The sequence below is a fragment of the Brevibacterium aurantiacum genome (assembly GCF_900169065.1).
GTDB classification, from domain to species: Bacteria; Actinomycetota; Actinomycetes; order Actinomycetales; family Brevibacteriaceae; genus Brevibacterium; species Brevibacterium aurantiacum.
Map to the genome: position 1 here is coordinate 87805 of NZ_FXZB01000002.1, position 25369 is coordinate 113173.

Consider the following 25369-nt stretch of genomic DNA (forward strand, 5'->3'; position numbering starts at 1 on the left):
CCGACACACGAGTCAGTATAGGAGGAGTGGGATCACGTCGCAGACCTAGTCACGTCGAACGGTTCACTGCCTGACCTCAGCTCCAACATCGCCTGCGGGCAAAGCCGGGCGGCTGACTCGCGACCAGCGCTGCACTCCCAGACAGATGAACGAGGCGGCGAGCATCACGACACCGGCTCCTGCCATCAGGATTCCGGTGTCGACCGTGTAGAGAGCGGCGAAGACCGTCACACCCACGGCTCCGCCGACGTTGCGGGCGGTGCTTCCCGCGCCCGAGGCGAATCCCGGTCGCTGTGGCAGCGCATGCATCGCCGCGGCAACAATCGCCGGGGTGAGGATCCCGACCCCGATCGCCCACACAACCAGCGCAAGCCACAGCCCCCACAGGCTCGGCCCTGACACGGTCAACCCCATCAGCCCGAGTCCCACGCCGGCGATGATGAGCCCGAGTGCGCTCGTCCTCCATACGCCGAGGCGGTTACTGATCTTCCCCGACAATGCCCCGAATATCGGCATCGGCAGCAGTGCGGGAAGAGTGGCCAGCCCCGCTTGGAGGGGGCTCAGTCCGCGATCGTCTTGGAAGAACTGGGTGAGCAGGAACAGGGAGCCGAGGACACAGACGTTCATCAGTGCGGCGACGATGCAGGCGAGCAGGAGTCTCGATCGCGATGCGCCCGAGGAGCCAGCGTGGTCTGGCCGTGCATCGGAATCCGAGCTTTCGGCGGCACCCAGGTCCCGCCTCGGCGAGGAGAACACGACGATGGGAATGAGGGCTACGAGGATGATGGGCAGGTTCAGCCAGAACACGGCCCGCCAGCTGTCCAGTTCGACGAGCAGCCCGCCCAGCAGGGGCCCGATCGGCAGCGCGACCCCGCCCAGTGCCGCCCACAGTCCGACGAGCTTGTTGCGCCCCCGGTCATCGGCGGCCGACTCCGAGAGCATCGCCAGGGTGCCGGTCATCGTTGCGGCGGCGCCAACACCCTGCAGTCCGCGTGAGGCCACGAGTGCCTCGATCGTCGGCGACAGCGAGCAGGCCAATGAGCCGGCGAAGAAGCAGAGGAACCCGACGATCACGATCCGACGATGGCCCCAGCGGTCCCCGATCGCGCCGAAGGCCAGCAGCAGGGCGGCGAGGACAAAGGTATAGGCGTTGACGACCCCGGCCATCCCGGCCTGTCCCGCCTGCAGATCAGCGTTAATCTGCGGCAGTGCGACGTTGACGACAGTCACATCCAGGAGGACGAGGAAGTACCCGGCGCAGAGGCCGAGGACAAGCAGTTTCGGCATGCACCGACGCTATCGGCGCCCTCTCACGCGTGTCGAGGGTCGGACAAGACTCACATCCGCTGCCCGCGAAATCATATCCCAGCACAAAAAGAGGAACTTTTGGTGCGGAAATCACCTCGGATTCCGCACCAAAAGTTCCTCAATGTCATGCCCCGCGCCGCAGACTTTCTGGCCTCCAGCTGGGATCAGGCTACCGACTCAGCATCAGTCAGCGCTGTAGTCAGTCAGCCACGTAGTACATGCGCTTGTTGACGAATTCGTCCATGCCGTAGGGGCCCAGTTCGCGGCCGAAGCCCGAACGCTTGGTGCCGCCGAATGGAATCTCCGCACCTTCGCCACCTGGGGTGTTGACGTTCGTCATGCCCACGTCGAGACGCTGAGCCAGCTTCGCAGCACGCTCGGGGTCCTTCGCGAACACGGCGCCGCCGAGGCCGAAGCGGGTGTCATTGGCCAGCTTCAAAGCGTCATCGTCGCTGCCCACCTTGTACACGGTGGCCACGGGGCCGAAGAGCTCCTCACGGTAGGCGTCCATGTCCGAGGTGACTCCGGTCAGCACGGCAGGAGAGACATAGGCCGAACCGTCGTCGGCAAGTTCGCCGCCAACGAGGGTCGCGCCCTGTTCGACTGCACGGTCGAGCTGCTTGCGCAGGTTTTCCGCGGCACCACGCGAGGACATCGGCGAATATTTGCCGTCGCCCGCCTCGTCGGGGGTGCCCTTCGTCCAATCCTGGGCGCGCTTAGTCAGCCCGGACACGAAGTCCTCGTAGATGTCGTCCATGACGATCATGCGCTTGTTCGCGTTGCAGACCTGGCCGGTGTTGTAGAGGCGGGTGCCCCATGCGGGGTCGACGGCCTCGTCCATGTTGTCCGTGTCGAGGACGATGTAGGGATCGGATCCGCCGAGTTCGAGGACGGCCTTCTTGAGGTTCTTGCCTGCAGTCGCGGCCACGGCCGAGCCGGCCCGCTCGGAGCCTGTCAGCGACACACCTTCGACGCGGTCATCGGCGATGATGGTCTCGATCTGCTCGTGTGTGGCGTAGATGTTGTTGTACACGCCCTCCGGGATGCCGGCTTCCTTCATCATGTCGGCGATGATCGCCGATGACCGGGGGCAGATCTCCGCATGCTTGAGGATGATCGTGTTGCCCAGCACCAGGTTCGGCGCAGCGAAGCGCGCAACCTGGTAGTAGGGGAAGTTCCAGGGCATGATGCCCAGGAGTGCTCCGACGGGTCGGCGCTGGATGAAGGCCTTGCCGCCCGACATCGATTCGATGGGCTCGTCCGCGGCGAACTTGGGTCCGTTGTCCGCGTAGTAGTTGAAGATGGCCTCGCAGAACTCGGCTTCCTCGATGCCTTCGGCGACGGGCTTGCCCATCTCCAAGGCGATGACCGTTGCGAGTTCTTCCTTGCGCTCACCGAACAGGGCGGCGACCTTGTTCACGATCGCGCCGCGCTCTTCGATGGTCTTCTCGCGCCAGGCCAGGTAGCCCTTGTGAGCCGCGTCGAGGACCTCCTCGATCTGCGCATCGGTGGCGTTGTCGAACGATTCGACGACCTCGCCCGTGGCCGGGTTCTCGACACGGTAGCCGCCTGCAGCACTGCCTACATTGCTCATTCCAGACTCCTTTGACTAGCGACGCCCTTGTAGCGCCGGATAAGGCGTTTGCATCGCTGTTGCCGCCGAAATCGACGGATCGCGTATGCCTGCCTCTCACGCTATCAACACGTGACGTGTGCAACAAGTGCCGGAACCTGGGGGAATCATCAGTGCGTGACGACCTGGAGCGGTCTCGCCGAGGTTGTGCGGATTTCGCGGACAATGTCACGAAATCCGCATCCTCGGCAGGTCGTACTCACGGTTTCTGCACCGCCCTGCGGCGCTCGTTCAACGCCGCGTCGAGACAGAGAGCCTCAGAAGATGGAGCTGTAGGCGTTGAGCGCCAGCTGTCCGCCGAGGTGGGCGTAGAGGACCGTCGAATCCTTCGCCACCGTGCCGCTTCCGACGAGGTCGAGCAGCCCCGCCATCGACTTGCCCTCGTAGACGGGGTCGAGGATGACGCCTTCGAGTTCGGCGGTGGTGCGGATCGCGTTGACGGTCGTCTCGTCGGGGATGCCGTAGGCAGGGCCTTCCCAGCCGGAGCGGATGTCGACGTCAGCATCGGTGATCTCCCGACCGAGGCCGATGAGGTCAGCGGCATTGTTCGCGATGCGTTTGACCTGGTCACGGGTCTTGTCCAGGGTCGCAGAGGCGTCGATGCCGATGACCTGGCGCTTGGGACCTCCGGCCGCCTCGAGCGCGGCGAAGCCTGCGATCATTCCCGCGTGAGTGGAGCCGGTGACCGTGCAGACGATGATCGTGTCGAAGAAGACGCCGAGCTCCCTCTCCTGTTCTGCGACCTCGTAGGCCCAGTTGACGAAGCCGAGTGCACCGAATTTGTGCTCCGAGGCACCGGCCGGAATGGGGTAGGGCCTGCCACCTGCGGCCTCCACCTCGGCGATGGCGTTCTCCCAGCTCGAGCGGATGCCGATGTCGAATCCAGCGGAGTCGAGGTGCACATCGGCGCCCATGATGCGGGAGAGTTCGATGTTGCCGACTTTGTCGTTGACCGGATCGTCCCAGTCGACCCAGCGTTCCTGGACGAGCCGCGACTTCAGTCCCAGGTGTGCCGCGACGGCCGCGACCTGCCGCGTGTGGTTCGACTGGTAGCCGCCGATCGAGACGAGCGTGTCCGCGTCAGAGGCGAGGATGTCGGGAACGATGTATTCGAGCTTGCGGGTCTTGTTGCCGCCGAACGCGAGTCCGGAGTTCACGTCTTCGCGCTTGGCCCATACCCGGGCCCCGCCGAGGCGGTCACTGAGTCGCTTCAGCTCGTGGACCGGGCTGGGCCCGAAGGTCAATGGGTAACGTTCGAAATCGGTGATTGCCATGGTGCCCTCTTCGTTTGGTGAAGCCGGTGTGGTCTGGTGAAACTGGAGTCGTCTGGTGAAGCCGGTGATGAGTCCTTGCGATATGCAATATATTGCATTCTGCGAAGGACTACAATGGGTCGAGCACGATATCCCATATGCCAGGACCGCCGAGCAGATCACCCCAACGACAGGATCGAGAGAGGTCGAGAGTGCCGATTCCCACGAATGCACCGATTCCCCAGCGCAGACTGCTGCGCGACGACGTCTACCGCTCGATCCGCGACGCCATCGTCCGAGGCCAGCTGGCACCCGGGGAACAGCTGCGCGACCAGGAGCTGGGGGCCTGGCTGCAGGTCTCGCGCACCCCCGTCCGGGAGGCGCTTCAACGCCTGGCACAGGCTGGACTGGTCGTGGCAGAGCCCGGACGCATGACCCGCGTGGCGCCGGAGAATCCCGAGGCAGTCGTCCACGCTCGCCAGATCGCGGCCCAACTGCACGCCCTGGCCATGAGCCTGGCCTTCCCGAACCTCAACGTATCCGATGTCTCCGCAATGGAAGCCGCCAACAATGAGCTGAGATCGGCACTGAGAGACTCCGACATCGACGCGGCCATCGCCGCCGATGACGCATTCCACGAGGTGGCCCTGGTCCGCAGCGGCAATCCCCTCATTCCCGAACACCTCGAGGTCGTCACCGCGACACTCCGGCGAGCCGAATATCTGCACTTCGACTCCGTCAAGGGCTCGGCCTCACCCGAGCAGCATGACCAGATCATTGCCGCCGTCCGAACGGGCGAGGCCGATCGAGCAATGGCTCTGACCTGCGAGAACTGGTCGACGCTGACCAGCCACGGCGCCGACTGACTGAGCCTGCTGACTCCCCCGCCACTTCCGCCTGCCAACACAGCCCGATGACGCCCCTGGGTCGATCGCACCCACAGTAAGTCATCAAGTGATTAGATGTCTCGTGTAGAGTGGCGCCCACGATCACCGACGATCAAAGGAAGAACAATGCATTCGACGACGAAACGCATACTGTCCATCGGCCTGACTCTGGCGCTCCTGCTCAGCCTGGCCCTCGCCCTCACCCCACGATTGACCGCGGCCGCCACCCCGCCGAACCAAGCAGACAGCCGCTCCTCACCCGGATGCGGAGTCGAGCAGAAGCCCGGAAACGACCAGGGAACGATCACCTCGGCGGGAGAGGATCGCACCTACCGGATCAACATCCCCCGCGACTACGACATCACCTCGCCGATGCCGCTCATCCTCGGCTTTCACGGCCGCGGCTCCGATGGGGCGGAGTTTCAGAACTACACCGGACTTCCCGAACTGCCTGCCATCACGGTCTTCCCCGACGGCATCGCCGAGGACGGAAAACGCTCCTGGCAGGGCGCGCCCTACGCCAGCGGCGCCGATGACGTTCGCTTCGTCGCCGACCTCCTCGACTCGCTAGAGGACGACCTCTGCATCGACCTCAACCGCGTCTTCGCAACCGGAAAATCCAACGGAGGCGGCATGGTCTCGGTCCTCGCCTGCCAGCTGCGGGACCGATTCTCCGCCTTTGCCACGATCGCCGGCGCCTACTACCCGCAGTCCTTCGACGGCTGCGACTACTCCGAACCGACGCCGATGCTCGCCATCCACGGCACGGGCGACGCCACCATGCACTACGAGGGAGGCGAGCGCCAGGGCGAGACCTACCCATCGGTGCGCACCTGGCTGGAGCCCTGGGCCGAGGCCGCGGACTGCACCGGCTCGAAGGATCGGAAGGTCGGCAAGAGGGGTGAGAAGGTCGTGCGCACCAAGTGGCAGAACTGCCGGGACGGAGTCGATGTCGAACTCTATTCTGTTGCCGACGGCGGTCACGTCTGGCCAGGTGAGACCATGTACAGCGGTGGTGGATATGTCACGCAGGATTTCTCCGCCACGGACACCCTGTGGGAGTTCTTCAAGGACCATCCGAGGGCCGAACCTGCCCACGAGTGACCCTTGACACACGATTCACTAAGTGATTAGATGACTTAAACACTTGAAGGAGAGTGCCATGACAGCACCCATCGGACTCGTCGAACGACTCACCCGCGAGATCGTCGGCACGATTCGCACCCAGAACCTGCAGCCCGGTCAGACCCTGCCCTCGGCAAAGGCCCTGGCTGAGCGCTTCGAGGTCACCGTCCCCACCGTCCGCGAGGCCCTGCGCCGCCTCGAGGCCACAGGATCGGTCGAGCTCAAGCACGGTTCCGGCACCTATGTGCGAGAGGCGATCAACCGTCGCATCCTCGACAATCCGCACTACGTGCCCGTGGATCTCGCCGCAGCCATCGAGCTTCTCGATGCACGCATCGCCATCGAACCCGGCATCGCGGAACTCGCGGCCAGCGTCCAAGGTGACAGTGCCGTGGAGACGATGGAGACCGCGGTCGACAACGCCCTGCAGCTGCACACCGAGGTGCCCGCGGGTCACTTCCACGTCGAGCTGGCCAAGGCCTCGGGGAATCGGGCGCTGCACGAAATGCTCGTCTCCCTGCTTGCCATTCACTCCCGCACTCAGCAGGCGGCCCGCTTCACCTACGATCGCCTCCGCGACCACGACGAGCACGCCGACATCCTCGATGCGATCAAGCGCGGCGATGGCCTCGAAGCATCGCACCGGACGCGCAAACACCTCGAGAGCATCAAAGCCGCGGTGCTGGCCGATTGGTCGGAACAGTCTGCAGCCGATTCGTCGGAGTCCACCACCACTGAAGGAACCGAACAGTGACCCGGCAGAGCGTGGCCGAGATCCGACCACAGGTCCGCAAGTACGGAGAGCTGACCTCACTCGAGGTCGAGGTTGCCAAGGCGAATGACGCCCTCCTCATCCTGCCGGTCGGCGCCTGCGAGCAGCACGGCGACGGGCTGCCGCTGAGCACCGACAGCATCCGGGCCGACCACGTGGCCATGGCCGTGGCCGAGGAGCTCGCCGGCAGCACCGAATCCCCCAACGCCTTCGTCCTCCCCAGCATCGACTACGGGGTGTCTCCTCATCACGGGAACCTGCCCGGCACGATCAGCCTCGACCCTCGTACCTTCGTCGACATCGTGACCACCGTGGCCGGTCAGCTCTGCGACTCCGGCTTCACCCGCATCCTCGTGGTCACCGGCCACGGAGGCAACATCGCCGCTCTCGGGGTCGCCCAACAGGTGCTGCTGAGCTCCCACCCGGATCTCGCCTTCGCCTACTCACCGGTCAGCGGCCTAGCCACCGAGACGACCGCCCAGCTGCCACGCACCGAGGTCAGTGGGCATTCGGGTGAATCGGAGACCTCGCAGATGCTGGCCATCGACGACAGCCTCGTCGACTCATCTCGACTCACTGCCGGTGCCACGGCACTCGACGAGCTGTCTCCGCGAGCACGCCTGACCCGGACCAAATCACCGTCCAGCGCGGTCACCTTCGACCGATACGCCGACAACGGTGTTCTGGGCGACCCTCGCACGGCCACGGTCACGGCCGGGGAGGACATCCTCGGCGAGATCATTGCGAAACTCGTCTCCTACTCCAAGGAGATGCTGCGTCTATGACAGCCGCCCGCACCTGATCCCACCAACGATCCGCAGCCACACCTTTCACCGCAGCTACACCTTTCACTTCAGTCACACCTTCACCACCTCAGTCCCATCTCTCTGACCAATGGAGTTCACGGGTCGCGCCGAGTCGTGCCCAAATGCTCCTTCACCACCTGGAAAAACAGGAGCCAGACATGGAAACGACCACCACGGACAAGCCCACTCAGGAACGCCTCCCAGCAGTCATCCGCTTCCTCAACGTCATCGAGAACGTCGGCAACAGACTCCCGCACCCCTTCTGGCTGTTCTGGATCCTGGCCGGAATCCTCGCCGTCCTCAGCCTCGTTCTCTCCTCCATGGGAGTCGGGGTCAACGACCCCGGCACCGGGGAATGGACGCCGGTGAACAATCTGCTCAGCGGCGACGGGATCGCGATGGCGGTGAGCACCTCGCTCGCCGCCTACCAGTCCTTCCCGCCGCTGATCACGATCATGGTCGTCATCATGGGAGTGGCCCTGGCCGAGCGCACCGGGTTGCTGTCCACAGCGATGAAGGTCTCGATCGCGAAGGTCCCCGCGTCTCTCATCGTCTTCACCGTCGCCTTCATGGGCACGGTCTCCCACGTGGCCTCGGCAGCGGCCTACGTCATCCTCGTCCCCTTGGGCGGCATGGTGTTCAAGGCGGTCGGGCGCTCCCCCGTCCTCGGCGTCATCGTCGCCTACACCTCGATCGCCTCGGGATACGACGCCAGCCCCATCCCGACTCCAAATGATGCGATCTTCGCAGGAATCACCTCGGCGGCGGCGAACATCATCGATCCGGACTACATCGTCACTCCGATCGGCAACTGGTACTTCAACATCGCCAGCTCCATCCTGCTGGCCATCGTCATCACCATCGTCACCGAACTCGTGCTCACCAAGCGTCAGAACCTCGAAGCTGACGAGGACGCCGAACACGAAGACCTGGTCATCACCGCCAAGGAGCGGTCGGCGCTGCGGTACTCGATGTTCGCAGTGATCGCGATGCTCCTCTTCGTCGTCGTCCTCGTCGTCCCGGACAACGCTCCCCTGCGCGGGGACGGCCCCATCGGCGAGTCCCCGTTCCTCACCGGCATCGCATTCATCATCGCCATGATCTTCGGCGTCGGCGGAATGGTCTACGGGTTCCGTGAGGGCACGATTGAGAAGTTCGCCGACGTCCCCAAGCTCATGAGCCAGGGCATCGTGTCCATGGCCCCCGTCCTCGTCCTGTTCTTCGCGATCGCCCAGTTCCTCGAGTACTTCGCGTGGACGAACATCGGCATGCTCGTGTCCGTGTCGAGCTCGGAACTGTTCACCGGCCTGGGGCTGCCGACGTGGGTGATCTTCATCCTCGTGCTGATCGTTCTCTCGATCGTCAACGTCCTCATCACCTCAGGCTCGGCGATGTGGGCGATCATGGCCCCGGTCATCGTGCCGATGCTCATGCTCCTCGACGTCCCACCCGAGACCTCGCAGGCCCTCTTCCGCATCGCCGACTCGGGTTCGACTTCGATCACCCCGATGAGCCCCTACTTCATCCTGGCCCTCGGCTTCATGCAGCGCTATCAGAAGTCCGCAGGCATCGGCACCCTCGCCTCCCACACCCTGCCGCTGGCGGTGTGTATGACGATCATGTGGAGCCTGCTGTTCTTCCTCTGGTGGGGCCTGGGAATTCCACTCGGACCGGACGCCCCCGTACGGTGATGATCTGGCGCGCGAGAGACTGCGAATGACATTCGCTCGACACTCCGCAGCAGGTACACCTGCACAATGGTTCACCGAAATGGTTCCACTCCTGGTCAGGAACCTTGTTTCCACCCTCGGCACCGATAGCACAAGGGGTATTTCCACAGGCGTTGTCGAAAAAGCGCCCAGAAAAGTTATTGACTCGATATAAATGACCGATATACTCGTCGGTAACACCCCGCAGTAACATACATCACAACGAGACGAGATACGTCACGGTGCGACGCCGACATAGCTGTCGGCCTCCGGAGGAGGATCAATGAAGTTCCCGAAGCTCAGCAACAGCATCCGCAAGATCGGCAGATCACACACAGGTCGAATCGCCCTAGTCGCGATTCCTACGGGTGTCGTCTCCGCCATTTTGATGGGCGGGGTAGCTCAGGGCGCTGTTCCAGTTTCATTCGCGGTGTCAGGAACTCAGTTCCAGATCACCTCCTCGCAGCTCGAGGGAACAGGCTTCTCCCAGTACAGCGGGTACGCCAAGGACGCAGAGGGTGGAAAGCACTCGGTTGTGACCGCCAACATCAAGGACGCCACGCTGGAGAACCTCTGCCAGTCGGCAGTCGCGGACACGCCGATGGGCAAGGTGGGTGTGCTCATCAAGGCCGGCGGTAAGGGAACTCCTGCATCGGCCAAGGACCTGCAGATCGGCATGACGGGACTCCGTGGCGACGCCGAGTTCAAGAACATCCGCATCGGCGTCGACGCATCCGACGTCAACACTGCGGAGAAGGGGACCAAGGGCGACTTCGCCCAGGACGCCGACACAATCTCGATCAAGAAGCTGGAACAGGACTCGTGGAGCACCACAGCCTCCGTGTTCACCCTGAAGGACATGGAGCTGAAGCTCACTGACGGATCCGAGACGTGCTTCTGATGAAGGAAGCCGCAATCAACGATCAGCAGACCGACAGGCAGGAGGACTCCGTGCAGCGTACGAATCTGCTCGCGTTGTCCCGCCGATCACGCCGCAACAGTGAGCGCGTGGAGGCCCAGCCCGAATCGACCGTTGAGACGGCCGAATTCGCCGCTGCGACATCCGGTCGTGACGATGCCAATCGTGAGGATGCCACCAACGAAGCAGCCGGTCACGAAGCGACCGGTAGCGAAGCGGCGGGTCACGAAGCAGCCGATCGCGAAGATGCTGCTAGTGAAGATGCTGCTCGTGAAGGAACCGGTCGCAAGGGAACCGGTCGCGAGGATGCCCCAAAGCGTCACCGCTTCCGGAACTGGCGTCGCCAGCGTCCCTTCATCGGCGGAGTGCTGGCCGTGCTCGGCGGAGTCGAGCTCTTCTTCTCCGGGCAGCTCGACACCGGCAACCTGCAGGTTCAGTTCGGCATCGAGGGTCTGCAGGCCACGGTCATTCCGATCGCTCTCGTGGTGCTCGGGCTCCTGTCGATGTTCAGGCCCACGCATCACGTGTTCTACGGGATCATCGCTCTCGTTCTTTCGGTCTACTCGCTCATCGGGGTCAACCTCGGCGGGTTCATCCTCGGAATGCTGCTGTCCTCGATCGGATCGATTCTCATTGTCGCCTGGATGGGACCTCGGAAGCCGAAGTCCGACGCTCCAAGCTCGGACGCTCAGGCACCAGCTGCCGGGCGGAGGGAAGACACTCAATCCGCAGGTGAAGAGGGCGTTGCATGAGGGCGCCCAGCCGCCGCACGGCGTCGCTCCTGGCGGCAGCTGCCCTCATCGTCCCGTCTGCTGTGGGAGTGACAGCGGCAGCACCGGCTCACTCATCTCCACTGTGCAATCCGCTGTTCGGATGTGAGGATTCGGAATCGAAGGAGCCGAGTCCGGATGTGAAGCCCACGGCACCGATCTCTCCGGAGATTCCCGTGAAGCCGAAGGATCCGAAGTCGCCGGGACCCACCGACGAACCGACAGACGAACCGACTGAGACGCCGACGGATGAACCTTCCGAGACGCCTACAGACGAACCGTCAGACGAGCCCACCGATCCAGGTGGGTTGGGGGTCAAGGATCCAGATGAAGAGCCGGATGATGAGGAGCTGAACGGCGATTTCCCGAAGGATGCTCAGCTCGATGAGAACGCTCCGATCTTCACTAAGACTCCCGCGGCCATGGGCTCTGAGTCACTGTCATTCAAGGGGCTCAAAGGGATCTCGTTCGCAGCTGTTCCGACCGCCGACGGCGGGAAGATCACCACGCTGAAGATCCAGGCCGAGGAGATCTCTATCGACGGGTTCTCCCTCACGGTGCGTCCGCCGGAGGAGAAGGAAGGACTGTTGACCACCGCTGACACGATGACGCTCAAGGGCGATGTCACGGTGTACATCGGTTCGATCACCGCCACGACGAAGAACGGCGATTCGCTGACCCTGGGTCCCGAAACGCCGCCGACCATGGACGATGTCGAACCTGGACTCCTGCGAGTCACGATGGGATTGGTCGGTTCCACCGCCGAATCGATCAACTACTCGAACACCGACCAGGAGCTCAAGGAAGCCTGATCACGACCGCGTCGACTCGTTCGTCGCACACGCGTCACCTACAAGAGGCCCGTCGTTTCCCAGCATTGCGTACTGCTGGGAAACGGCGGGCCTCTTCATCCGTCCTTGCTCATCTTCATTCGTCCCTGCTCAGTCGCCCCTCTTCGCACGCTCCAGCTTCTTGGCTTTGAGCGAATCCCGCACCCCACGTAGTTTGTCGCGCTTACGACGACGTCCCGCCTCGGCGGCCTTGATCTGCTCCGCGGTCGGTTCATGATCACCCATGCCGACCTGCAGCTCGGCCGGTGTGATCTCACGCATCACGCCGACGTCGATGCGTTTGCGCAGCCGCAGAATCTCAAGGCGCAGAATCCGGGACAGGAAGTACAGGCCCAGCAGGTTGGGGAAGGCCATGAGGAAGAAGATGGCATCGGAGAACGCGATGACCGATTCCAGCGACATGGAGGCACCGACGATGACGGCCAGGATCCAGAAGATCTGATAGGCCTTATCGGCCTTCTTCGAATTCCCCGTCAGATATCCCAGGGCCTGCTGGCCGTAGTATCCGTAGGCGAGGATCGTCGAGAAGGCGAAGAGCACCACACAGATGGTGAGCAGGATCGGGAACCATCCGGCCACCGTCGCGAACGCCTCGGAGGTCAGACCGATCCCATCCTCCGAGCTCGACCCGTAGAGACCGGTGGTGATGATCGCCAATGAGGTCAGGGTGCAGATGATGACGGAGTCGATGAGCGGCTCCCACATCGCCACGAAGCCCTCGGTCGCAGGCTTCGTCGTCTTCGATGCTGCGTGGGCCATGGCCGCCGAACCGATGCCGGCGGCGTTCGAGAACAGGGCCCTCTGAATACCGACGATGGCCACACCGATGACTCCGCCGGTGAGACCATCAGGGGTGAAGGCACCGGTGAACATGAGTGCGAAGGCATGCGGGATCTCACCGATATTCATGACGAGGATGACGAGGATGCTGAGGAAGTAGAGAATCGCCATCATCGGAGTCAGCTTCGACGTCCACTGGCCGATCTTCTTGATCCCGCCGAGGATGACCAGTGCCGTCAGCGCCGCGACGACGGCGCCGATGAGCCACAGCTTGTCGGCGAGGAAGCTGCTGTCCCCGCCCGTGGCTTTGACCAGGATCGCCGCGGCCTGGTTGGCCTGGAACAGATTGCCCGCACCGATGACTCCGATGACGGTGGCGATCGCGTAGAAGACCGCGAGGAACTTGCCGAGCTTGGGGCGCCCGATTTCGGCCAGACCGTCGCGCAGGTAGTACATCGGCCCACCGGAGACGGTGCCGTCTGCCTGGATCTTCCGATACTTCACGCCGAGAGTCGCCTCGGCCATCTTCACGGTCATGGCGAAGAAGCCGAAGATGATGATCCACAGGGCGGCTCCGGGTCCGCCGACGGTGATCGCGACAGCGACGCCGGCAATGTTGCCCAGCCCCACCGTCCCGGAGAGTTCGGTCGCGAGGGCTTGGAAGCTCGATACCTGGCCCGGATCCGTTTTGCGGGTGAAGCGCCCGCGGATGATGCCGATCGAGTACTTCAATCCCCTGATGGGCTGGAAGCGCAGGTAGACGGTGAGGAATACCGCCGCCGCCATGAGCCAGACGACGATGAGGGGGATGCCGACTCCGCCGATGGAGAGCTCGAAGAACACGACGTTGCTGAAGGCTTGGGCGATCGGACCGACGAACGATTCGATCGCCTGGTCGATGCCCGAAGCGGCCGTGATGTCTGCGGCCGCCTGGGTTTCGGCCACGGCGTGGGAAGCGGTGGTCATCCGGTCGGCATTGATCGGGATGGAATCCAGGACGGCGATGTCGTGGATCTGGTCAGAATTTTCAATTATGGAGTTCATTCTCACGGGCGCTTGGTTGCGATTCGTCCGGAGGATCGGTCCGGCACCGGCGCCTGAAAACAACCTAGCAAGAACTCCACGAGCTGTCAGCTAACGTTCAGCTTTCAACAAACTCCAAGGTCACCGGGCTTTCCCGAGGTCACTGGCGTCGGCGCAGGAAGTCGACGAAGCTGTGCGCGATTGCCCGGTTGATTCTCACCAGCCCGGCGTCCGCCTCGGCGACCTCGGCCCTGATGGATTCGTTGGTCTTGCCCTCGGGCAGTTGGAGGGGGTCCGAACTCAGCCACTGTGCGACCTGCGCGGCATCGGACTCGGGATGGAACTGGGTGCCCCACGCGAATTCGCCGACCCGGTACCCCTGCACGGGTGCGTCGGAGCCGGTAAGCAGGAGTTCTGCGCCCTCGGGCAGCTCCATCTCCTCCTGGTGGAAGAGGACCGCGGGAATCGTCTCTCCCGGTCCGCCGGCGATGGCCGCGAACACAGGATCCTTCTCCCCCGCCGAGGTGGTGTGCAGATCGTAGATCCCGATCTGGGGGCGATCACGTCGGAAGATCCTCGCCGAGCTGGCTGCTGCCAACAGCTCGCCACCGAGGCAGATGTTGAAGCTGGGAAACTCCCCCGCCGCCGAGTCTCGCAGCAGGCTCCTGACCTTGGGCAGCCACGGGTTGACCGTGTCCTCGAGAGGCCCTGCGGATCCTCCCAGAACGAGGAGAGCGGCATAGCCGTCATCGGCAGCTGAGCCGTGAAGCGCGGCTGAGCCGTGAAGCGCGGCTGAGCTCTGAAGCGCGGTAGGGATTTCGTCGCCGAGGTAGGGGCGAAGGACATCCACCTCGGCGCCGGCCTCTCTCAGCCAGTCGCCGAACCGCTTCGGCCCCGCGCCGTCTTCGTGCTCGATGACCAGGATTCTCAATTCGCTCATGGAGTCATTGTCACCGATGCGAATCGGTGCCGTCGACATAGTCTTGGAGCTGAGATTGGATTAGTTTTGGCAGAGTCTTGAATCTGACATCGTGTCAGGTGGGTCAATGGTGATGACGACACGAGTAGGTGACATGGGACGAAGTGAACACCGCATGAGGATCGGTGAATTCGCCAGGCTCGGCCAGGTGTCAATCCGGATGCTCCGGCACTACGAGGCGCTGGACCTGCTCATCCCGCAGCACGTCGATCGCTTCAGCGGCCACCGCAGCTACTCGGTGGCGCAGTTGACCAGATTGAACCGAATCATGGCGCTGAGCTCGCTGGGGATTTCACTGAAGAGAATCAGTGTTCTCCTCGATTCCGAGCCGAGTACCAGCGAATTGGTCGACATGCTCACTCTCCGTCGCCATTAGCTGCAGACCGAACAAGAGGTCGCGGCAGCATCTCTGGCCGAAATCGAGTTTCGATTGGCCCTCATCGAAAGGACGACCATGAAGTTCCCGGACTCCGTCATCAAGGAATTGCCGGCAGAGAGAATCATCGGCACGACTGTCCTGCTCGGCGAACCCCCGTTTGATACCTCGGAGATCGGCCCACTATCCGGCAAAGTCGCTGGTCAGATCATAGCTGCCGGTGGCGACCTCGATGTCGGCGTCGGGCTCTACTCCGATTCCGAGGCGGGCACCGAGGTCACATGCGGTTACCGCATGAACTCGGCCGATGGCAACGGTCTCAACACAACCGGCCCCACCAGCACCGAACTGGACACCATCGAGTTGCCGCCATGCACTGCTGCCACTCTCATCCACGAGGGTTCGATGAGCAGAATCGGTGCGAGCTGGCAGCACCTGAGCGAGTGGTGTCTCAACCAAGGTTATTCGCTCAACGGTCCTTGTCGAGAGATCTATCTGGAGGAAGACGACGGCGACGGTTCTGACTGGGTGGTCGAACTCCAGCAGCCGATCACCCGCTAGGCACACGAAACGGGGCCCGTGCTCAACGATGATGTCGTTGAACGCGGACCCCGGCACCACCTCGGCGGCGGTGTTTGAGTGGTCAGTTGGCGATTGACGAAGCGGTGGCCGTGGTGACGGCCTTGTCGGCGACGATGGCCTTGCGCAGTGACAGGAAGAGCAGAACCATGCCGACGGAGAGCGCGATGTGTCCGAGCCCGGCGATGCCGGAGATCATGGCGCTGGACTCCTGGCCGAGGACGGTGAGCATTCCGTGCCAGACCATCATGCCGGCGGTGAGGATGATGCCGGCGTTGTAGGTCCAGAAGAACCAGGAGAACATCTTGGTGCCCGAGAGACCGAAGACCTTGTCGAGGACGAGGACGATGAGCAGGACGATGAAGCCGAGCGTGAGCAGGTGGGTGTGGACGACGCTGAGCTGAGTGAAGCCTCCTTCTGGGAAGTCGTTGGCCTTGGTGAACTCCCGGTAGAACAGGCCGGAGAGGACGCCGATGATCATGTATGCGAATGCCGCGTTAAATATTTTCTTCATGCTTCTACTTCATCAAGATCCGGCATTCGAATCCTGACCCAGAGGATTGAACTCTGTTCCCAACTTTTGATTGATGTTCGTCCTCACACCCTCAAACCTCCCGATTTCGCAGGGAATCCGGGTCAAGGACGGCTAGCCTGAAGGCATGTCCAAGGAGAATCTGTTCGCAAAGATCGACCGCATCGCCGGCGGCAGCAAAGCAGGACTCATCGTTCCCGCCGAGGGGCTCGCCCATCCGAAGACGAAACGCGCGTTCGCGTGGATCACGGGGCTGCTTGCCTTCGAATTGGTCCTCGGCGTCGGCGCGGTCGTCGTCGCTGTCATCATCGCCGGCAACGGCGAACCCGTGCCGTTCGCAGTCTGGATGCGCACCGTCGTCGTCCTCGCGATGACCGCCACACTGTTCTACTTCTTCTGGCGCTCGACGAAGGGCTACTACTGGGGCTACCAGCGGCTGCGCCTCTTCGCCCAGATCTTCCCGGTCATCACCCTCGTCATGGCGGCCATCCCCGGCCTCTACCCGATCTGGATGATCACCGAGCAGATCGTCTTCAGCCTCATCATGATCGGCGTCGGCGATTTCCTCACCGGCGATCACATGCGCGAGGTGTTCCGGAAGCCCGAGAGCTGAGATCAGGGCCGGGCAGGCTGGGCTGGGTTCAGCTCGGGGGTGAGTCTCAGCCGGCCACGAGCTTGCGGGCCTCCTCCTGGTGGGCCGCGATGAGCGCCTCCTTGTCCAGCTGTTCACCGCTGCTCCCGATCGCATTGCCGTCGAGAACGCGCCACTGACCAGCGACCATGACCTTGTCCGCCTTCTCCGCTCCGCAGAGCACGAGGGCAGGAATCGGATCGTGTGAGCCGGAGAAGGCAAGTCCGTCGAGGCGGAACATCGCCAGATCGGCCTGCTTTCCGACCTCGATGCTTCCGATGTCCTCACGGCCCAAAGCACCAGCGGATCCGCTGGTGGCCCAGTCGAGGACGCGAGCGCAGGTGACATCCTCCGAACCGTAGCGCAGACGCTGAATGTAGAGAGCCTGCCGGACCTCGCGGATGAGGTTCGAGGCATCGTTCGACGCCGATCCGTCGACACCGAGACCCACGTTGACCCCGGCATCCTCGAGTTCGACGGCTCGGGCGATGCCCGAGGCCAGGCGCATGTTCGAGGTCGGGCAGTGCGCCACGGAGGCTCCTGCCTCGCCGAGGCGGGTGATCTCATCCGTATCGAAGTGGACACCGTGTGCCAGCCAGGATCGGTCACTGAGCCACCCCACGGACTCGAGATAGTCGACGGTGCGCAGCCCGAATCGTTCCCGGCAGAATTCCTCTTCGTCCAAGGTCTCCGCGAGGTGCGTGTGGAGTCGGACGTCGAGCTCCTCGGCGAGGATCGCGCTGTCGCGCATGAGTTCGGTGGTCACGGAGAAGGGTGAGCAGGGAGCGAAGCCGATCTGGACCTGCGCACCCTCTCCACGCTCGTGGTAGGCCTCGACCAAGCGGCGGGAGTCGGCGAGGATGACGTCTGCATCCTGCACGGTCTGCTGCGGCGGCAGCCCGCCGTCCTTCTCCCCCAGGGACATGGATCCGCGAGTGAGCATGGCCCGCATGCCGAGTTTTCTGGTCACCTCGACCTGGATGTCGATCGCGTCGTCCATACCTGTCGGGAACAGGTAGTGGTGGTCGGCGGCTGTGGTGCATCCGGATTCGAGGAGTTCGGCCATGGCCACAGTGGTGGCCAGTTCGAGGGCCTTCGGCGTCAGCCGGGCCCAGACCGGATAGAGGTTCGTCAGCCACCCGAAGAGCGGCAGGTCCGCCACGGGAGCCCACGCTCGCGTCAGGGTTTGGTAGAAGTGATGGTGGGTGTTGATCAGACCCGGAGTGATCACGTGCGCGCTTGCATCGACCACCTCGGCGACGGACTGCGCCCCACCGGTGGGCTCACCACCTGCAGGGACGAGTTCAACGATGGTTCCGGACTGTTTGTCGATGACGATGCCGCCGGAAGCCTGCGCCGCGTCGACGTCGCGCCCGAGATGGACAGCCATGGGATTGCGCAGCCACAGCGTGGAGCCGGTCGGGTTGGTCGTCGCTGCTGTGGAACTGGTGCCTGTGAACCGAGTGCCTGTGGTCATTCTTGCCGCCTTTCAGTGCTGGTGTCGATCGAATCATCCGATCGACTGCTCTGTGGCGACTTCACTGGGGGCGAAGCGCCACCAGCTCAGGTTTATCGGCGTCTGCTGCTCCGCCGTCCGGCGCGTGCGATGACGAACAAGTCACGAAGCGGATGTATCGGCAAGGGGTCTTTCCGACCCCGAACCGACTGCGCTGCAACCACACGTCATACACTTCAGGTGGCTCTGATTTGTCCCCGAAGCATGTACCGGCAAGACTGCACTCTAGCATGTGTGGCAGATCACGAAATGAGTTTGCCATCCCCCGATGATTCACCTAGCATTTTGCGATAAGGAAAGATACTTTCACATCTTGGAAGTATGGAAACCGATCCCTTACATTCAGTCGACCACCCGCATCGCCCACCCAGGCCGGGAACCCGAGGCTGTCGCTCAGGGAAGAACTCAACGGAGAGATAGATGTCGACATCAAAGCAGGCACCCAAGGGCAAACAGGCAGAGGCTGCCCGTCCGGAGGATGAACGACTCCCGGTCGGCACCTCATTCGCCTACGGTCTACAACACGTTCTGACCATGTACGGCGGCATCATCGCTGTGCCCCTCATCATCGGCAAAGCCGCCGGACTTGATGGCGCCGGAGTCAGCGTACTCATCGCATCATGCCTGTTCGTGGGCGGGCTGGCCACGATTCTGCAGTCATTCGGCGTTCCGTTCTTCGGCTCGCAGCTGCCTCTCGTCCAGGGAGTGTCCTTCGCAGGCGTTGCCACCATGACGTCGATCCTCGCGGGAGGTGAAGGGCTTCCGGAGGTCTTCGGCGCAGTCCTTGTAGCCTCGGCGATCGGACTCATCGTCGCCCCAGGTTTCGCGCTCATTGTGAAGTTCTTCCCACCTGTTGTCACGGGCACCGTCATCACGACGATCGGCCTGTCCCTCATGCCGGTGGCCGCAGGTTGGGCCATGGGCGGAAACGCCGAGGCACCCGATTACGGCAGCGGTCGCAATATCCTCATCGCCGTCGGCACCCTGGCCATCGTCCTCATCCTCAGCCGGATTCCGGTGGCCGCGATCTCCCGCCTGTCCATCCTTCTGGCAATCGTCGTCGGTACTGTCGTCTGCCTCATCTTCGGTTGGGCCGATTTCTCTCAGGTCCTCGATCGCGGCGTGTTCGCGTTCCCCGAGCCGTTTGCCTTCGGAATGCCGACGTTCTCTGCGGCAGCGATCATCTCGATGTTCATCGTCATCATCGTCACCTTCGCAGAGACCACTGCAGACATCATCGCGGTGGGTGAAATCGTCAAGACCAAGGTCGACTCCAAGCGGATCTCGAATGGTCTGCGTGCGGACATGCTGTCCTCGGCAGTGTCACCGATCTTCAACTCCTTCACTCAGTCGGCCTTCGCCCAGAACGTCGGACTTGTGGCGATCACCGGGGTGAAGTCCCGTTTCGTGGTCACCGCCGGTGGTGTCATCCTCGTCGTTCTCGGCCTGCTGCCTGTCATGGGCGGCGTCGTTGCCGCGATTCCCTCCCCCGTCCTCGGCGGCGCGGGCATCGTCCTCTTCGGCACAGTCGCAGCGTCGGGCATTCGCACCCTGTCCAAGGTCGAGTACGAGGGCAACCTCAACATGATCCTGGTGGCGGTGTCCTTGGCGTTCGGCATCATCCCGGTCGTCCAGCCCGACTTCTACAACTCCTTCCCCTCATGGGTCGGAATCATCCTCCACTCGGGAATCTCCTCGGCAACCCTGATGGCCGTGCTGCTCAACCTGGTCTTCAACCACATCGGCGTGCGAAGCAAGGACCGCACCGAGCGTTCGGTGTTTGTCGCAGGCACCGGTCGAGTCATCCGCAGGGACGAGCTCGAGCGCCTCATCAACCATGAAGCACTGTTGGCAGAAGGCGACACCGTCAAGGACGGGAAGATCGTGGACTGCAACGGTGAGGAAGTTCCTGTTGTCTCGGAGCAGCAGCACGAGAAGGTCGTGGAGGCGATCAAGAGCGGAGAGGCGCAGACTCAAGATGACGTGCGTCGAGTGATCAAAGAGACCGAAGACTGACCCTTACGGGTCAACGGCCCGAAGGACGGCCTGACTCTCTCGGACGAAGCAGGCAGTTCCAGCCGCCGGTGGTGGTGCACACGCACACATCACCGGCGGCTGGCTGTTTGGGTCGGTAAATTGGCTACCGTGGTCCGAAACTGACCGCTGGGGCCGGAGGCTCAGAACGGCGGTGGGCCGCCGGAGTCCCAGATCCACTCGTTCTCATTCACGGTTGAGCGACCGCTAAGCAAGGGGGTGTTCTTCACCCACCCTGCCTGTCCATCGGCAGCGGCTGGTCCGGGGCACCCCTCAGAGATCTGTGTGTCTCCGTGCCATCTCTCGCCTGCTGGCCGGGTTGTCGACTTCGGCGGGTCAGATGTTGGGGCCGCCTGCCGTTGCAGTTCCTCGAACACCTTCGCGTGGGCGGCGTTGATCGGATGGTCACCTGCCGCCACCTCGGTGCTCAGTCCGTGTCGGAAGACGTATTGAACGAATCCTGCCCGGTTCATTCGCACCGAGTATTTGCGATCTGTCTTTGCTTGATGGTGCATTTTGCACAGCGGGTGGAGATTGCCGAATCGCGTCAGCCCACCATCCGCCGGATGCTCATGGTCGAACGGCACGACATGGTCGATCTCCGTGGTCTCCGCTCTGCGTGTGCATCCGGGAATCGTGCAGGCCTGCCATTTCGCAATCAAAGTCTGCCGGACATTTTCGGGTATCTGGTAGGTCGCCGCCTTGGCATCCACCGGTGTGCCGGTTGCCGGATCTGTGAGAATCCGCGTCCAGGACTTTGCGTGCTTGGCAACGCGCCTCGCGGTCTCTGCTGGGATCGGAGAACCGTCGGAGAATGTTCCGGGCAGTTCTGCGGATCCCGCCAGCGTAAGGAAAGGAACCGTGGTGATCATCTTCGCCTGCGAGTCCAACCACTGCTCGTGAGTGGGCATCGTGAGAACGACTTCCGGCCCGCTTGTGTCCTCATCAGTATCCGAGCCAAGTTTGCCGACACTGCCATTGCTGCCAGCACGGGCCCCGTTAACGCCCTCTTGCACGGCATTGACGACAGCAGCCGGGGTCATAGTCTGTTCAGCGGGCACATCGAGCGGAATGTCGCGCGTCGAAGTCTCCCCTGTCGTCGTATCGGTCGAAGTGACCTGGATGCTCAGCTGCGGGATGGTCCGCGTGAGGATGTCGAACATGAGGGCATCGATTCCACGGTCGTCGTCGATCGCGGCGCCTGGCTCCAACTGGTCGTTGAATGCTGCGATGTTCCCCGATCGGATCGCCCGCGCAAACGCCGCGATCCGCAGGTAGCAGGCCTGCAGTTCGGGAGCGGGTCCGGCCAGAGTGAGATAGGCGGTTCCATCGGGGGTGGTCGTGATGTCGACACGTCGACGTTTGCTGGCCTCTTCCACACGTTCTTCGAGGGGTTCGAGGACTGCGATCTTCATGCCCAAGGACTTCCTGAAGGTTTCAATCGTGATGTCTGCGCGACGTTGCGCAAGGTATTCATCGATGAGTGGAAGGTTTTCGAACTTCACGTCGCGGCAAGCATGAGCAGTGGCATGGACGTGCTCGATGGTGAACTCGCCGGCAATGCAGCGGGCAAAGAATTTGGGCAACCCATGTACGAGGGTCATCGCCGAAGTTATCTGCACATATGCTCGTGCAGTTGTCGCCCCTAGAACTGTGGTGAATTCCGCGATGTCTTCGGCCTGCGAAAGTTCATGCACCCAACCGTAGAAGGTCTGATCCAACCGGAAACGGGGAAAGGGCGGAAGCTTGCTCTTACGTTTCTTGCGCTTCGCGGCCGCGGAAGAACGGCGCTCACGGTGGTATCTGCGGACGGTTTCGGCGATCGTCGCATGAGCATAAGGCTGCCCGGGGTGGGGATTGTAGAGCCGCAGATTCTCGACGGTCTCATTGAAGAACAGCTCTGCCGAGACGTCTAGAGCCGACAACTGAGCCTGATCGCTGGCGGCAAACACCTGTGCCGCCTCGGCGAAAGGAGAATCAGCATCGATACGAAGGCGACGAGCGGAATGTGTCGGCCCAGTACCCGCCCCGCCAGTCCCCGTATCCGTTCCGTCAGCATCAGGCTCGGGTTCAGGTTCGGGTCCGCCGGTGTCTGCATCGGTTGCTTGCTCGGCCGCGGCATCCTGCACTGTCTTGTCGGATTCAGTCTGGCCAGCGGAATTGCGACCAGGCTCGGATCCGGTGTTGTCGGAATCGGAGGGAATCTTCACTGGTGGTCACCTGATCTTCACGTCGCTGTGAGTGCCTACCTCAATTCTAGTCGCAAACCGTATATTTTAACATTACGATTAGATAACAAACATCACTCTTGTTCGATCTTCAATCGATCAAACATTTAATATGAAAGGCCTAGGGACATCACTACGGAAGGTGGAAACAGGAGAAGAAAGAGAGATAGCGACAATCCGCCCCACACCCGACTGCTCACCAATGCGCGACCGCTCACCAATGCCCGCCCGTTGATCCGTCACAGTTCACCGAATCAACAGTCCCGGCAATTGGTCCATCGCGGTGAAGATCTCATGGGCACCCACGACTTCCAACGCCTCAGGCCGCTGGTGCACTGGCGAGTCGGGACAGAACCCCAGCACATGTGCACCCGCGGCAACGCCCGCTGTCACACCGGTCGGCGAATCCTCGATCACTGCGGTCTCGGTCGGGTCGACGCCCAGGGCGGCAGCCGCTGCCAAGTACACGTCCGGAGCCGGCTTCGAATGCGGCAGCTCCATTCCGGAGAAGATCCGGCCATCGAAGACGTCGAAGAGGCCGATCTTCTGCAGTTGCAGGTGGATCTTGGGACGATCAGCGCTCGATGCGCACGCGAGCAGGCCCGGATAGATAGCGTCCAGGTCACGGACCGCCTCGGCGATTCCAGGGATTGCTTCCAACGAAGCCTCGAGCGCTACATTGCGACGCTCACGAAAATGACTCAGCCATTCAGCGTCGATGCGCACACCAGTGTGCTTTTCGATGACGTCTGCCTCGTCGCGGAGCATCTTCCCCACGAACCGGGAAATGCATTCCTCCCGCGAGATCTGCCACCCCAGCTCGTTGAGCATCTCCCACAGAACCGTATTCGTGAGACGCTCGGAGTCGACGAGCACTCCGTCGCAGTCGAACAGCACAGCAGCATATTTCGGGCTCGAATCCATACTCTGATTCTGCCACCCGGTACTGACTCAACAGCGTTCGCCCTAGGTCGCACGCCGCCCGAAGTCAGCCGACCGACATCGTGGATGCCGAGTACAGGATGTAGGCGGAGAAGAGCGCGCAGCCGATGATGACCAGCGCGAACAGACTCAGCCAGGCACCCGCGGGCAGGCTGGAGCCCTGGGCGAGGATGTAGGCATCAGACTGCTGGATGTGGCGCCTGCGAGTGTGCACGCGGATGACCTTGACGAGGTCCTTGAGCGAGCCGATGGCCAAGGCTGTTCCCAGGCCGGCGACGAAGATTGAGATCGATTCGATCGGCAGGAACACGACGACGAGCTGCGCGGCCACGGCTGTGACCACCGCAATCATGGCACCAGCGAGGTTCCGGATGAAGATGAGCGCGACCAGCAGAATGAGCGCACCGACCGAGAGTGCCAACGCAGCCCACCCCTGAGTCGCCGAGGTGATGAGAACCAATCCGAGGACGCCGGGTGCCGGATATCCCCAGAAACCCGACCACGTCGCAGAGAATCCGACCTTGCCGAAGGAATTCATCTGCCCCGAGTGGTCGAAGTTCAGCGAAATTCCCTTGACGACCCGACCGGTCATCAAGGCTGCGAACGCGTGGCCGAGCTCGTGGACAAAGGTGACGAACATGCCGAAGAATCGCCAGATTCCGGGCGTCAGCGTGACGACCAGCGGGATTCCGATGACGAGGAGCAGCTGAACGGCGTCGGGTTCAAGGCCGTCCTGACGTCCGAATCCGGCCGTGATGGCTTCCCACCAGGTTGATACACCCTGCTTCAGATCCATGCACGCACCTCCGCCGATTCCTCTCCCGCTGCCGACACCTGATCACCCGCAGCCGACAATTGCTCGTTCATAGCGGCCCAGTCTATGAACCGACCCTGAGTGGCATCTTCAGGGTCCGCGGAGCCACCCCTAAAAGGAGTCATCCCCTCTGCCAAGCCACCCAGATCAGGGCATGTGATCGAAGTCTCCGCGCCAGTCTCTTACCCGCGCTTCATCCGCGCTCATAGAATTCTTCTGTGCCGACCACCGACGCTCTTCTCGCCTTTCTCGCCGCAGCCCTCGTCATCATCGTGATCCCCGGGCCGACTGTGCTCTTCGTCGTCGGCCAGTCACTCTCACACGGTCGACGTTCGGGTCTGACGAGCGTGCTCGGCGGCAGCGTCGGCATCATCCCGATCATCGTGGCCGTGGCCTTCGGTGTGGGCACCATCGTCGCCCAATCGGTCGTCATCTTCACGATCGTCAAGATCCTCGGCGCAGGCTACCTCGTCTACTTAGGCGTCCAGGGCATCCGGCATCGCAAGATCGGCAATGAGGTGCCCGAAGACCCAGCCCTGGCACGAGAAGCCGACGCCGAGGTGGAATCGTTCGTTCCTGCCGGACGCGAACTCAGCTACCGGTCGATGTTCATGCAGGGCTTCATCGTCGGCATCTCGAACCCGAAGACGATCATCTTCTTCGTCGCCGCCCTCCCCCAGTTCGTCTCGATCGAGGCCGGGCATGTGCCGCTGCAGATGATCATCCTCGGCCTCCTCTTCCAAGGCCTCGCCCTGTTCTCGGACGGATCCTGGGCCTTCATCGCCGGGACAGCGCGCAGCTGGTTCGCTCGCTCGCCGAGGCGGATGTCACGCATCCGTGGAATCGGCGGCGGCATGCTCATCGGCCTGGGCGGAACGCTGGCCTTCGCCAGCCAGTAGTCC

23 protein-coding genes are annotated in these 25369 nt (G+C 62.6%); 13 read left to right on the plus strand and 10 right to left on the minus strand.

Features of this window, described 5'->3' with window-relative positions; all coding sequences use genetic code 11:
* Positions 1-63: 63 nt before the first annotated feature.
* The 3 genes from BAUR9175_RS01995 to BAUR9175_RS02005 all read right to left on the minus strand — a co-directional run bounded on the left by BAUR9175_RS01995 (position 64) and on the right by BAUR9175_RS02005 (position 4215).
* Positions 64-1287, minus strand: a complete 1224-nt coding sequence (locus tag BAUR9175_RS01995; RefSeq protein ID WP_096146219.1) for an MFS transporter — start codon at positions 1285-1287, stop codon at positions 64-66.
* A 220-nt stretch (positions 1288-1507) separates the two neighbouring features.
* Positions 1508-2902 carry an NAD-dependent succinate-semialdehyde dehydrogenase gene (locus BAUR9175_RS02000; RefSeq protein ID WP_101582828.1) on the minus strand — a complete coding sequence of 465 codons (1395 nt, stop codon included), beginning with the start codon at positions 2900-2902 and terminating at the stop codon, positions 1508-1510.
* A 296-nt stretch (positions 2903-3198) separates the two neighbouring features.
* The gene (locus BAUR9175_RS02005) at positions 3199-4215 is read right to left on the minus strand and encodes a 1-aminocyclopropane-1-carboxylate deaminase (RefSeq protein WP_069599156.1); all 1017 of its coding nucleotides are present in this window, start codon (positions 4213-4215) and stop codon (positions 3199-3201) included.
* A 191-nt stretch (positions 4216-4406) separates the two neighbouring features.
* On the opposite strand from BAUR9175_RS02005, the gene BAUR9175_RS02010 reads away from it, so the two are divergent.
* The 8 genes from BAUR9175_RS02010 to BAUR9175_RS02045 all read left to right on the plus strand — a co-directional run bounded on the left by BAUR9175_RS02010 (position 4407) and on the right by BAUR9175_RS02045 (position 11994).
* The gene (locus BAUR9175_RS02010; protein ID WP_096146217.1) at positions 4407-5060 is read left to right on the plus strand and encodes a GntR family transcriptional regulator; all 654 of its coding nucleotides are present in this window, start codon (positions 4407-4409) and stop codon (positions 5058-5060) included.
* Positions 5061-5207: 147 nt separating this feature from the next.
* Positions 5208-6185: a CE1 family esterase gene (locus tag BAUR9175_RS02015; RefSeq protein WP_164513909.1), complete on the plus strand. Its 978-nt coding sequence runs from the start codon at positions 5208-5210 to the stop codon at positions 6183-6185.
* Between the two features lie 58 nt (positions 6186-6243).
* Positions 6244-6960, plus strand: coding sequence for a FadR/GntR family transcriptional regulator (locus tag BAUR9175_RS02020; RefSeq protein WP_096146215.1), 717 nt, complete (start codon positions 6244-6246; stop codon positions 6958-6960).
* Positions 6957-7763, plus strand: a complete 807-nt coding sequence (locus BAUR9175_RS02025; protein ID WP_083248596.1) for a creatininase family protein — start codon at positions 6957-6959, stop codon at positions 7761-7763. Before BAUR9175_RS02020 ends, BAUR9175_RS02025 begins: the two co-directional genes overlap by 4 nt.
* Before the next feature lie 179 nt (positions 7764-7942).
* Positions 7943-9475: an AbgT family transporter gene (locus BAUR9175_RS02030; protein WP_096146214.1), complete on the plus strand. Its 1533-nt coding sequence runs from the start codon at positions 7943-7945 to the stop codon at positions 9473-9475.
* A 301-nt stretch (positions 9476-9776) separates the two neighbouring features.
* Positions 9777-10394: a DUF6230 family protein gene (locus tag BAUR9175_RS02035; protein WP_009884744.1), complete on the plus strand. Its 618-nt coding sequence runs from the start codon at positions 9777-9779 to the stop codon at positions 10392-10394.
* Entirely contained in the window at positions 10394-11164 is a 771-nt protein-coding gene (locus BAUR9175_RS19290; RefSeq protein ID WP_180959192.1) for a DUF6114 domain-containing protein, read from the plus strand. Before BAUR9175_RS02035 ends, BAUR9175_RS19290 begins: the two co-directional genes overlap by 1 nt.
* On the plus strand, positions 11161-11994 hold the full coding sequence (locus BAUR9175_RS02045) for a hypothetical protein (RefSeq protein ID WP_096146213.1): 834 nt from the start codon (positions 11161-11163) through the stop codon (positions 11992-11994). Before BAUR9175_RS19290 ends, BAUR9175_RS02045 begins: the two co-directional genes overlap by 4 nt.
* Before the next feature lie 129 nt (positions 11995-12123).
* Here the strand turns inward: BAUR9175_RS02045 and BAUR9175_RS02050 are convergent, their stop codons facing one another.
* On the minus strand, positions 12124-13857 hold the full coding sequence (locus tag BAUR9175_RS02050) for an alanine/glycine:cation symporter family protein (protein ID WP_096146212.1): 1734 nt from the start codon (positions 13855-13857) through the stop codon (positions 12124-12126).
* 139 nt (positions 13858-13996) lie between these two features.
* Entirely contained in the window at positions 13997-14776 is a 780-nt protein-coding gene (locus BAUR9175_RS02055) for a type 1 glutamine amidotransferase (protein WP_101582881.1), read from the minus strand.
* A gap of 112 nt (positions 14777-14888) precedes the next feature.
* On the opposite strand from BAUR9175_RS02055, the gene BAUR9175_RS02060 reads away from it, so the two are divergent.
* Both BAUR9175_RS02060 and BAUR9175_RS02065 read left to right on the plus strand, forming a co-directional pair.
* Positions 14889-15191: a MerR family transcriptional regulator gene (locus BAUR9175_RS02060; protein ID WP_164513765.1), complete on the plus strand. Its 303-nt coding sequence runs from the start codon at positions 14889-14891 to the stop codon at positions 15189-15191.
* Between the two features lie 78 nt (positions 15192-15269).
* Positions 15270-15752, plus strand: coding sequence for a GyrI-like domain-containing protein (locus BAUR9175_RS02065; protein ID WP_096146210.1), 483 nt, complete (start codon positions 15270-15272; stop codon positions 15750-15752).
* Positions 15753-15834: 82 nt separating this feature from the next.
* Here the strand turns inward: BAUR9175_RS02065 and BAUR9175_RS02070 are convergent, their stop codons facing one another.
* Positions 15835-16284: a DUF2871 domain-containing protein gene (locus tag BAUR9175_RS02070; protein WP_009884737.1), complete on the minus strand. Its 450-nt coding sequence runs from the start codon at positions 16282-16284 to the stop codon at positions 15835-15837.
* A 145-nt stretch (positions 16285-16429) separates the two neighbouring features.
* Here BAUR9175_RS02070 and BAUR9175_RS02075 point away from each other — a divergent pair, with 145 nt between their 5' ends.
* Positions 16430-16915: a hypothetical protein gene (locus BAUR9175_RS02075; RefSeq protein ID WP_096160096.1), complete on the plus strand. Its 486-nt coding sequence runs from the start codon at positions 16430-16432 to the stop codon at positions 16913-16915.
* A gap of 46 nt (positions 16916-16961) precedes the next feature.
* On the opposite strand, the gene BAUR9175_RS02080 is transcribed toward BAUR9175_RS02075, so the two are convergent.
* A complete protein-coding gene (locus BAUR9175_RS02080) occupies positions 16962-18410 on the minus strand; it encodes an 8-oxoguanine deaminase (protein ID WP_096160097.1) in 1449 nt (482 codons plus the stop codon).
* A gap of 459 nt (positions 18411-18869) precedes the next feature.
* On the opposite strand from BAUR9175_RS02080, the gene BAUR9175_RS02085 reads away from it, so the two are divergent.
* Positions 18870-20465, plus strand: a complete 1596-nt coding sequence (locus tag BAUR9175_RS02085) for a nucleobase:cation symporter-2 family protein (RefSeq protein ID WP_009884734.1) — start codon at positions 18870-18872, stop codon at positions 20463-20465.
* Positions 20466-20626: 161 nt separating this feature from the next.
* Here the strand turns inward: BAUR9175_RS02085 and BAUR9175_RS02090 are convergent, their stop codons facing one another.
* The 3 genes from BAUR9175_RS02090 to BAUR9175_RS02100 all read right to left on the minus strand — a co-directional run bounded on the left by BAUR9175_RS02090 (position 20627) and on the right by BAUR9175_RS02100 (position 24449).
* Positions 20627-22693, minus strand: coding sequence for an HNH endonuclease signature motif containing protein (locus tag BAUR9175_RS02090; RefSeq protein ID WP_101582831.1), 2067 nt, complete (start codon positions 22691-22693; stop codon positions 20627-20629).
* Positions 22694-22957: 264 nt separating this feature from the next.
* Positions 22958-23635: an HAD family hydrolase gene (locus BAUR9175_RS02095; RefSeq protein ID WP_096168382.1), complete on the minus strand. Its 678-nt coding sequence runs from the start codon at positions 23633-23635 to the stop codon at positions 22958-22960.
* Between the two features lie 64 nt (positions 23636-23699).
* Entirely contained in the window at positions 23700-24449 is a 750-nt protein-coding gene (locus BAUR9175_RS02100) for a M50 family metallopeptidase (protein WP_069599147.1), read from the minus strand.
* Between the two features lie 236 nt (positions 24450-24685).
* Here BAUR9175_RS02100 and BAUR9175_RS02105 point away from each other — a divergent pair, with 236 nt between their 5' ends.
* Positions 24686-25366: a LysE family translocator gene (locus BAUR9175_RS02105; protein WP_009884730.1), complete on the plus strand. Its 681-nt coding sequence runs from the start codon at positions 24686-24688 to the stop codon at positions 25364-25366.
* Positions 25367-25369: the final 3 nt, after the last annotated feature.

Coding starts and splice junctions, on each gene's coding strand:
- BAUR9175_RS02060 (WP_164513765.1), top strand. CDS start 14,889: ATGACGACACGAGTAGGTGACATGGGACGAAGTGAACACCGCATGAGG.
- BAUR9175_RS02000 (WP_101582828.1), bottom strand. CDS start 2,902: ATGAGCAATGTAGGCAGTGCTGCAGGCGGCTACCGTGTCGAGAACCCG.
- BAUR9175_RS02075 (WP_096160096.1), top strand. CDS start 16,430: ATGTCCAAGGAGAATCTGTTCGCAAAGATCGACCGCATCGCCGGCGGC.
- BAUR9175_RS02015 (WP_164513909.1), top strand. CDS start 5,208: ATGCATTCGACGACGAAACGCATACTGTCCATCGGCCTGACTCTGGCG.
- BAUR9175_RS19290 (WP_180959192.1), top strand. CDS start 10,394: ATGAAGGAAGCCGCAATCAACGATCAGCAGACCGACAGGCAGGAGGAC.
- BAUR9175_RS02050 (WP_096146212.1), bottom strand. CDS start 13,857: ATGAACTCCATAATTGAAAATTCTGACCAGATCCACGACATCGCCGTC.
- BAUR9175_RS02005 (WP_069599156.1), bottom strand. CDS start 4,215: ATGGCAATCACCGATTTCGAACGTTACCCATTGACCTTCGGGCCCAGC.
- BAUR9175_RS02030 (WP_096146214.1), top strand. CDS start 7,943: ATGGAAACGACCACCACGGACAAGCCCACTCAGGAACGCCTCCCAGCA.
- BAUR9175_RS02065 (WP_096146210.1), top strand. CDS start 15,270: ATGAAGTTCCCGGACTCCGTCATCAAGGAATTGCCGGCAGAGAGAATC.
- BAUR9175_RS02045 (WP_096146213.1), top strand. CDS start 11,161: ATGAGGGCGCCCAGCCGCCGCACGGCGTCGCTCCTGGCGGCAGCTGCC.
- BAUR9175_RS02020 (WP_096146215.1), top strand. CDS start 6,244: ATGACAGCACCCATCGGACTCGTCGAACGACTCACCCGCGAGATCGTC.
- BAUR9175_RS01995 (WP_096146219.1), bottom strand. CDS start 1,287: ATGCCGAAACTGCTTGTCCTCGGCCTCTGCGCCGGGTACTTCCTCGTC.
- BAUR9175_RS02095 (WP_096168382.1), bottom strand. CDS start 23,635: ATGGATTCGAGCCCGAAATATGCTGCTGTGCTGTTCGACTGCGACGGA.
- BAUR9175_RS02055 (WP_101582881.1), bottom strand. CDS start 14,776: ATGAGCGAATTGAGAATCCTGGTCATCGAGCACGAAGACGGCGCGGGG.
- BAUR9175_RS02080 (WP_096160097.1), bottom strand. CDS start 18,410: ATGACCACAGGCACTCGGTTCACAGGCACCAGTTCCACAGCAGCGACG.
- BAUR9175_RS02035 (WP_009884744.1), top strand. CDS start 9,777: ATGAAGTTCCCGAAGCTCAGCAACAGCATCCGCAAGATCGGCAGATCA.
- BAUR9175_RS02085 (WP_009884734.1), top strand. CDS start 18,870: ATGTCGACATCAAAGCAGGCACCCAAGGGCAAACAGGCAGAGGCTGCC.
- BAUR9175_RS02070 (WP_009884737.1), bottom strand. CDS start 16,284: ATGAAGAAAATATTTAACGCGGCATTCGCATACATGATCATCGGCGTC.
- BAUR9175_RS02100 (WP_069599147.1), bottom strand. CDS start 24,449: ATGGATCTGAAGCAGGGTGTATCAACCTGGTGGGAAGCCATCACGGCC.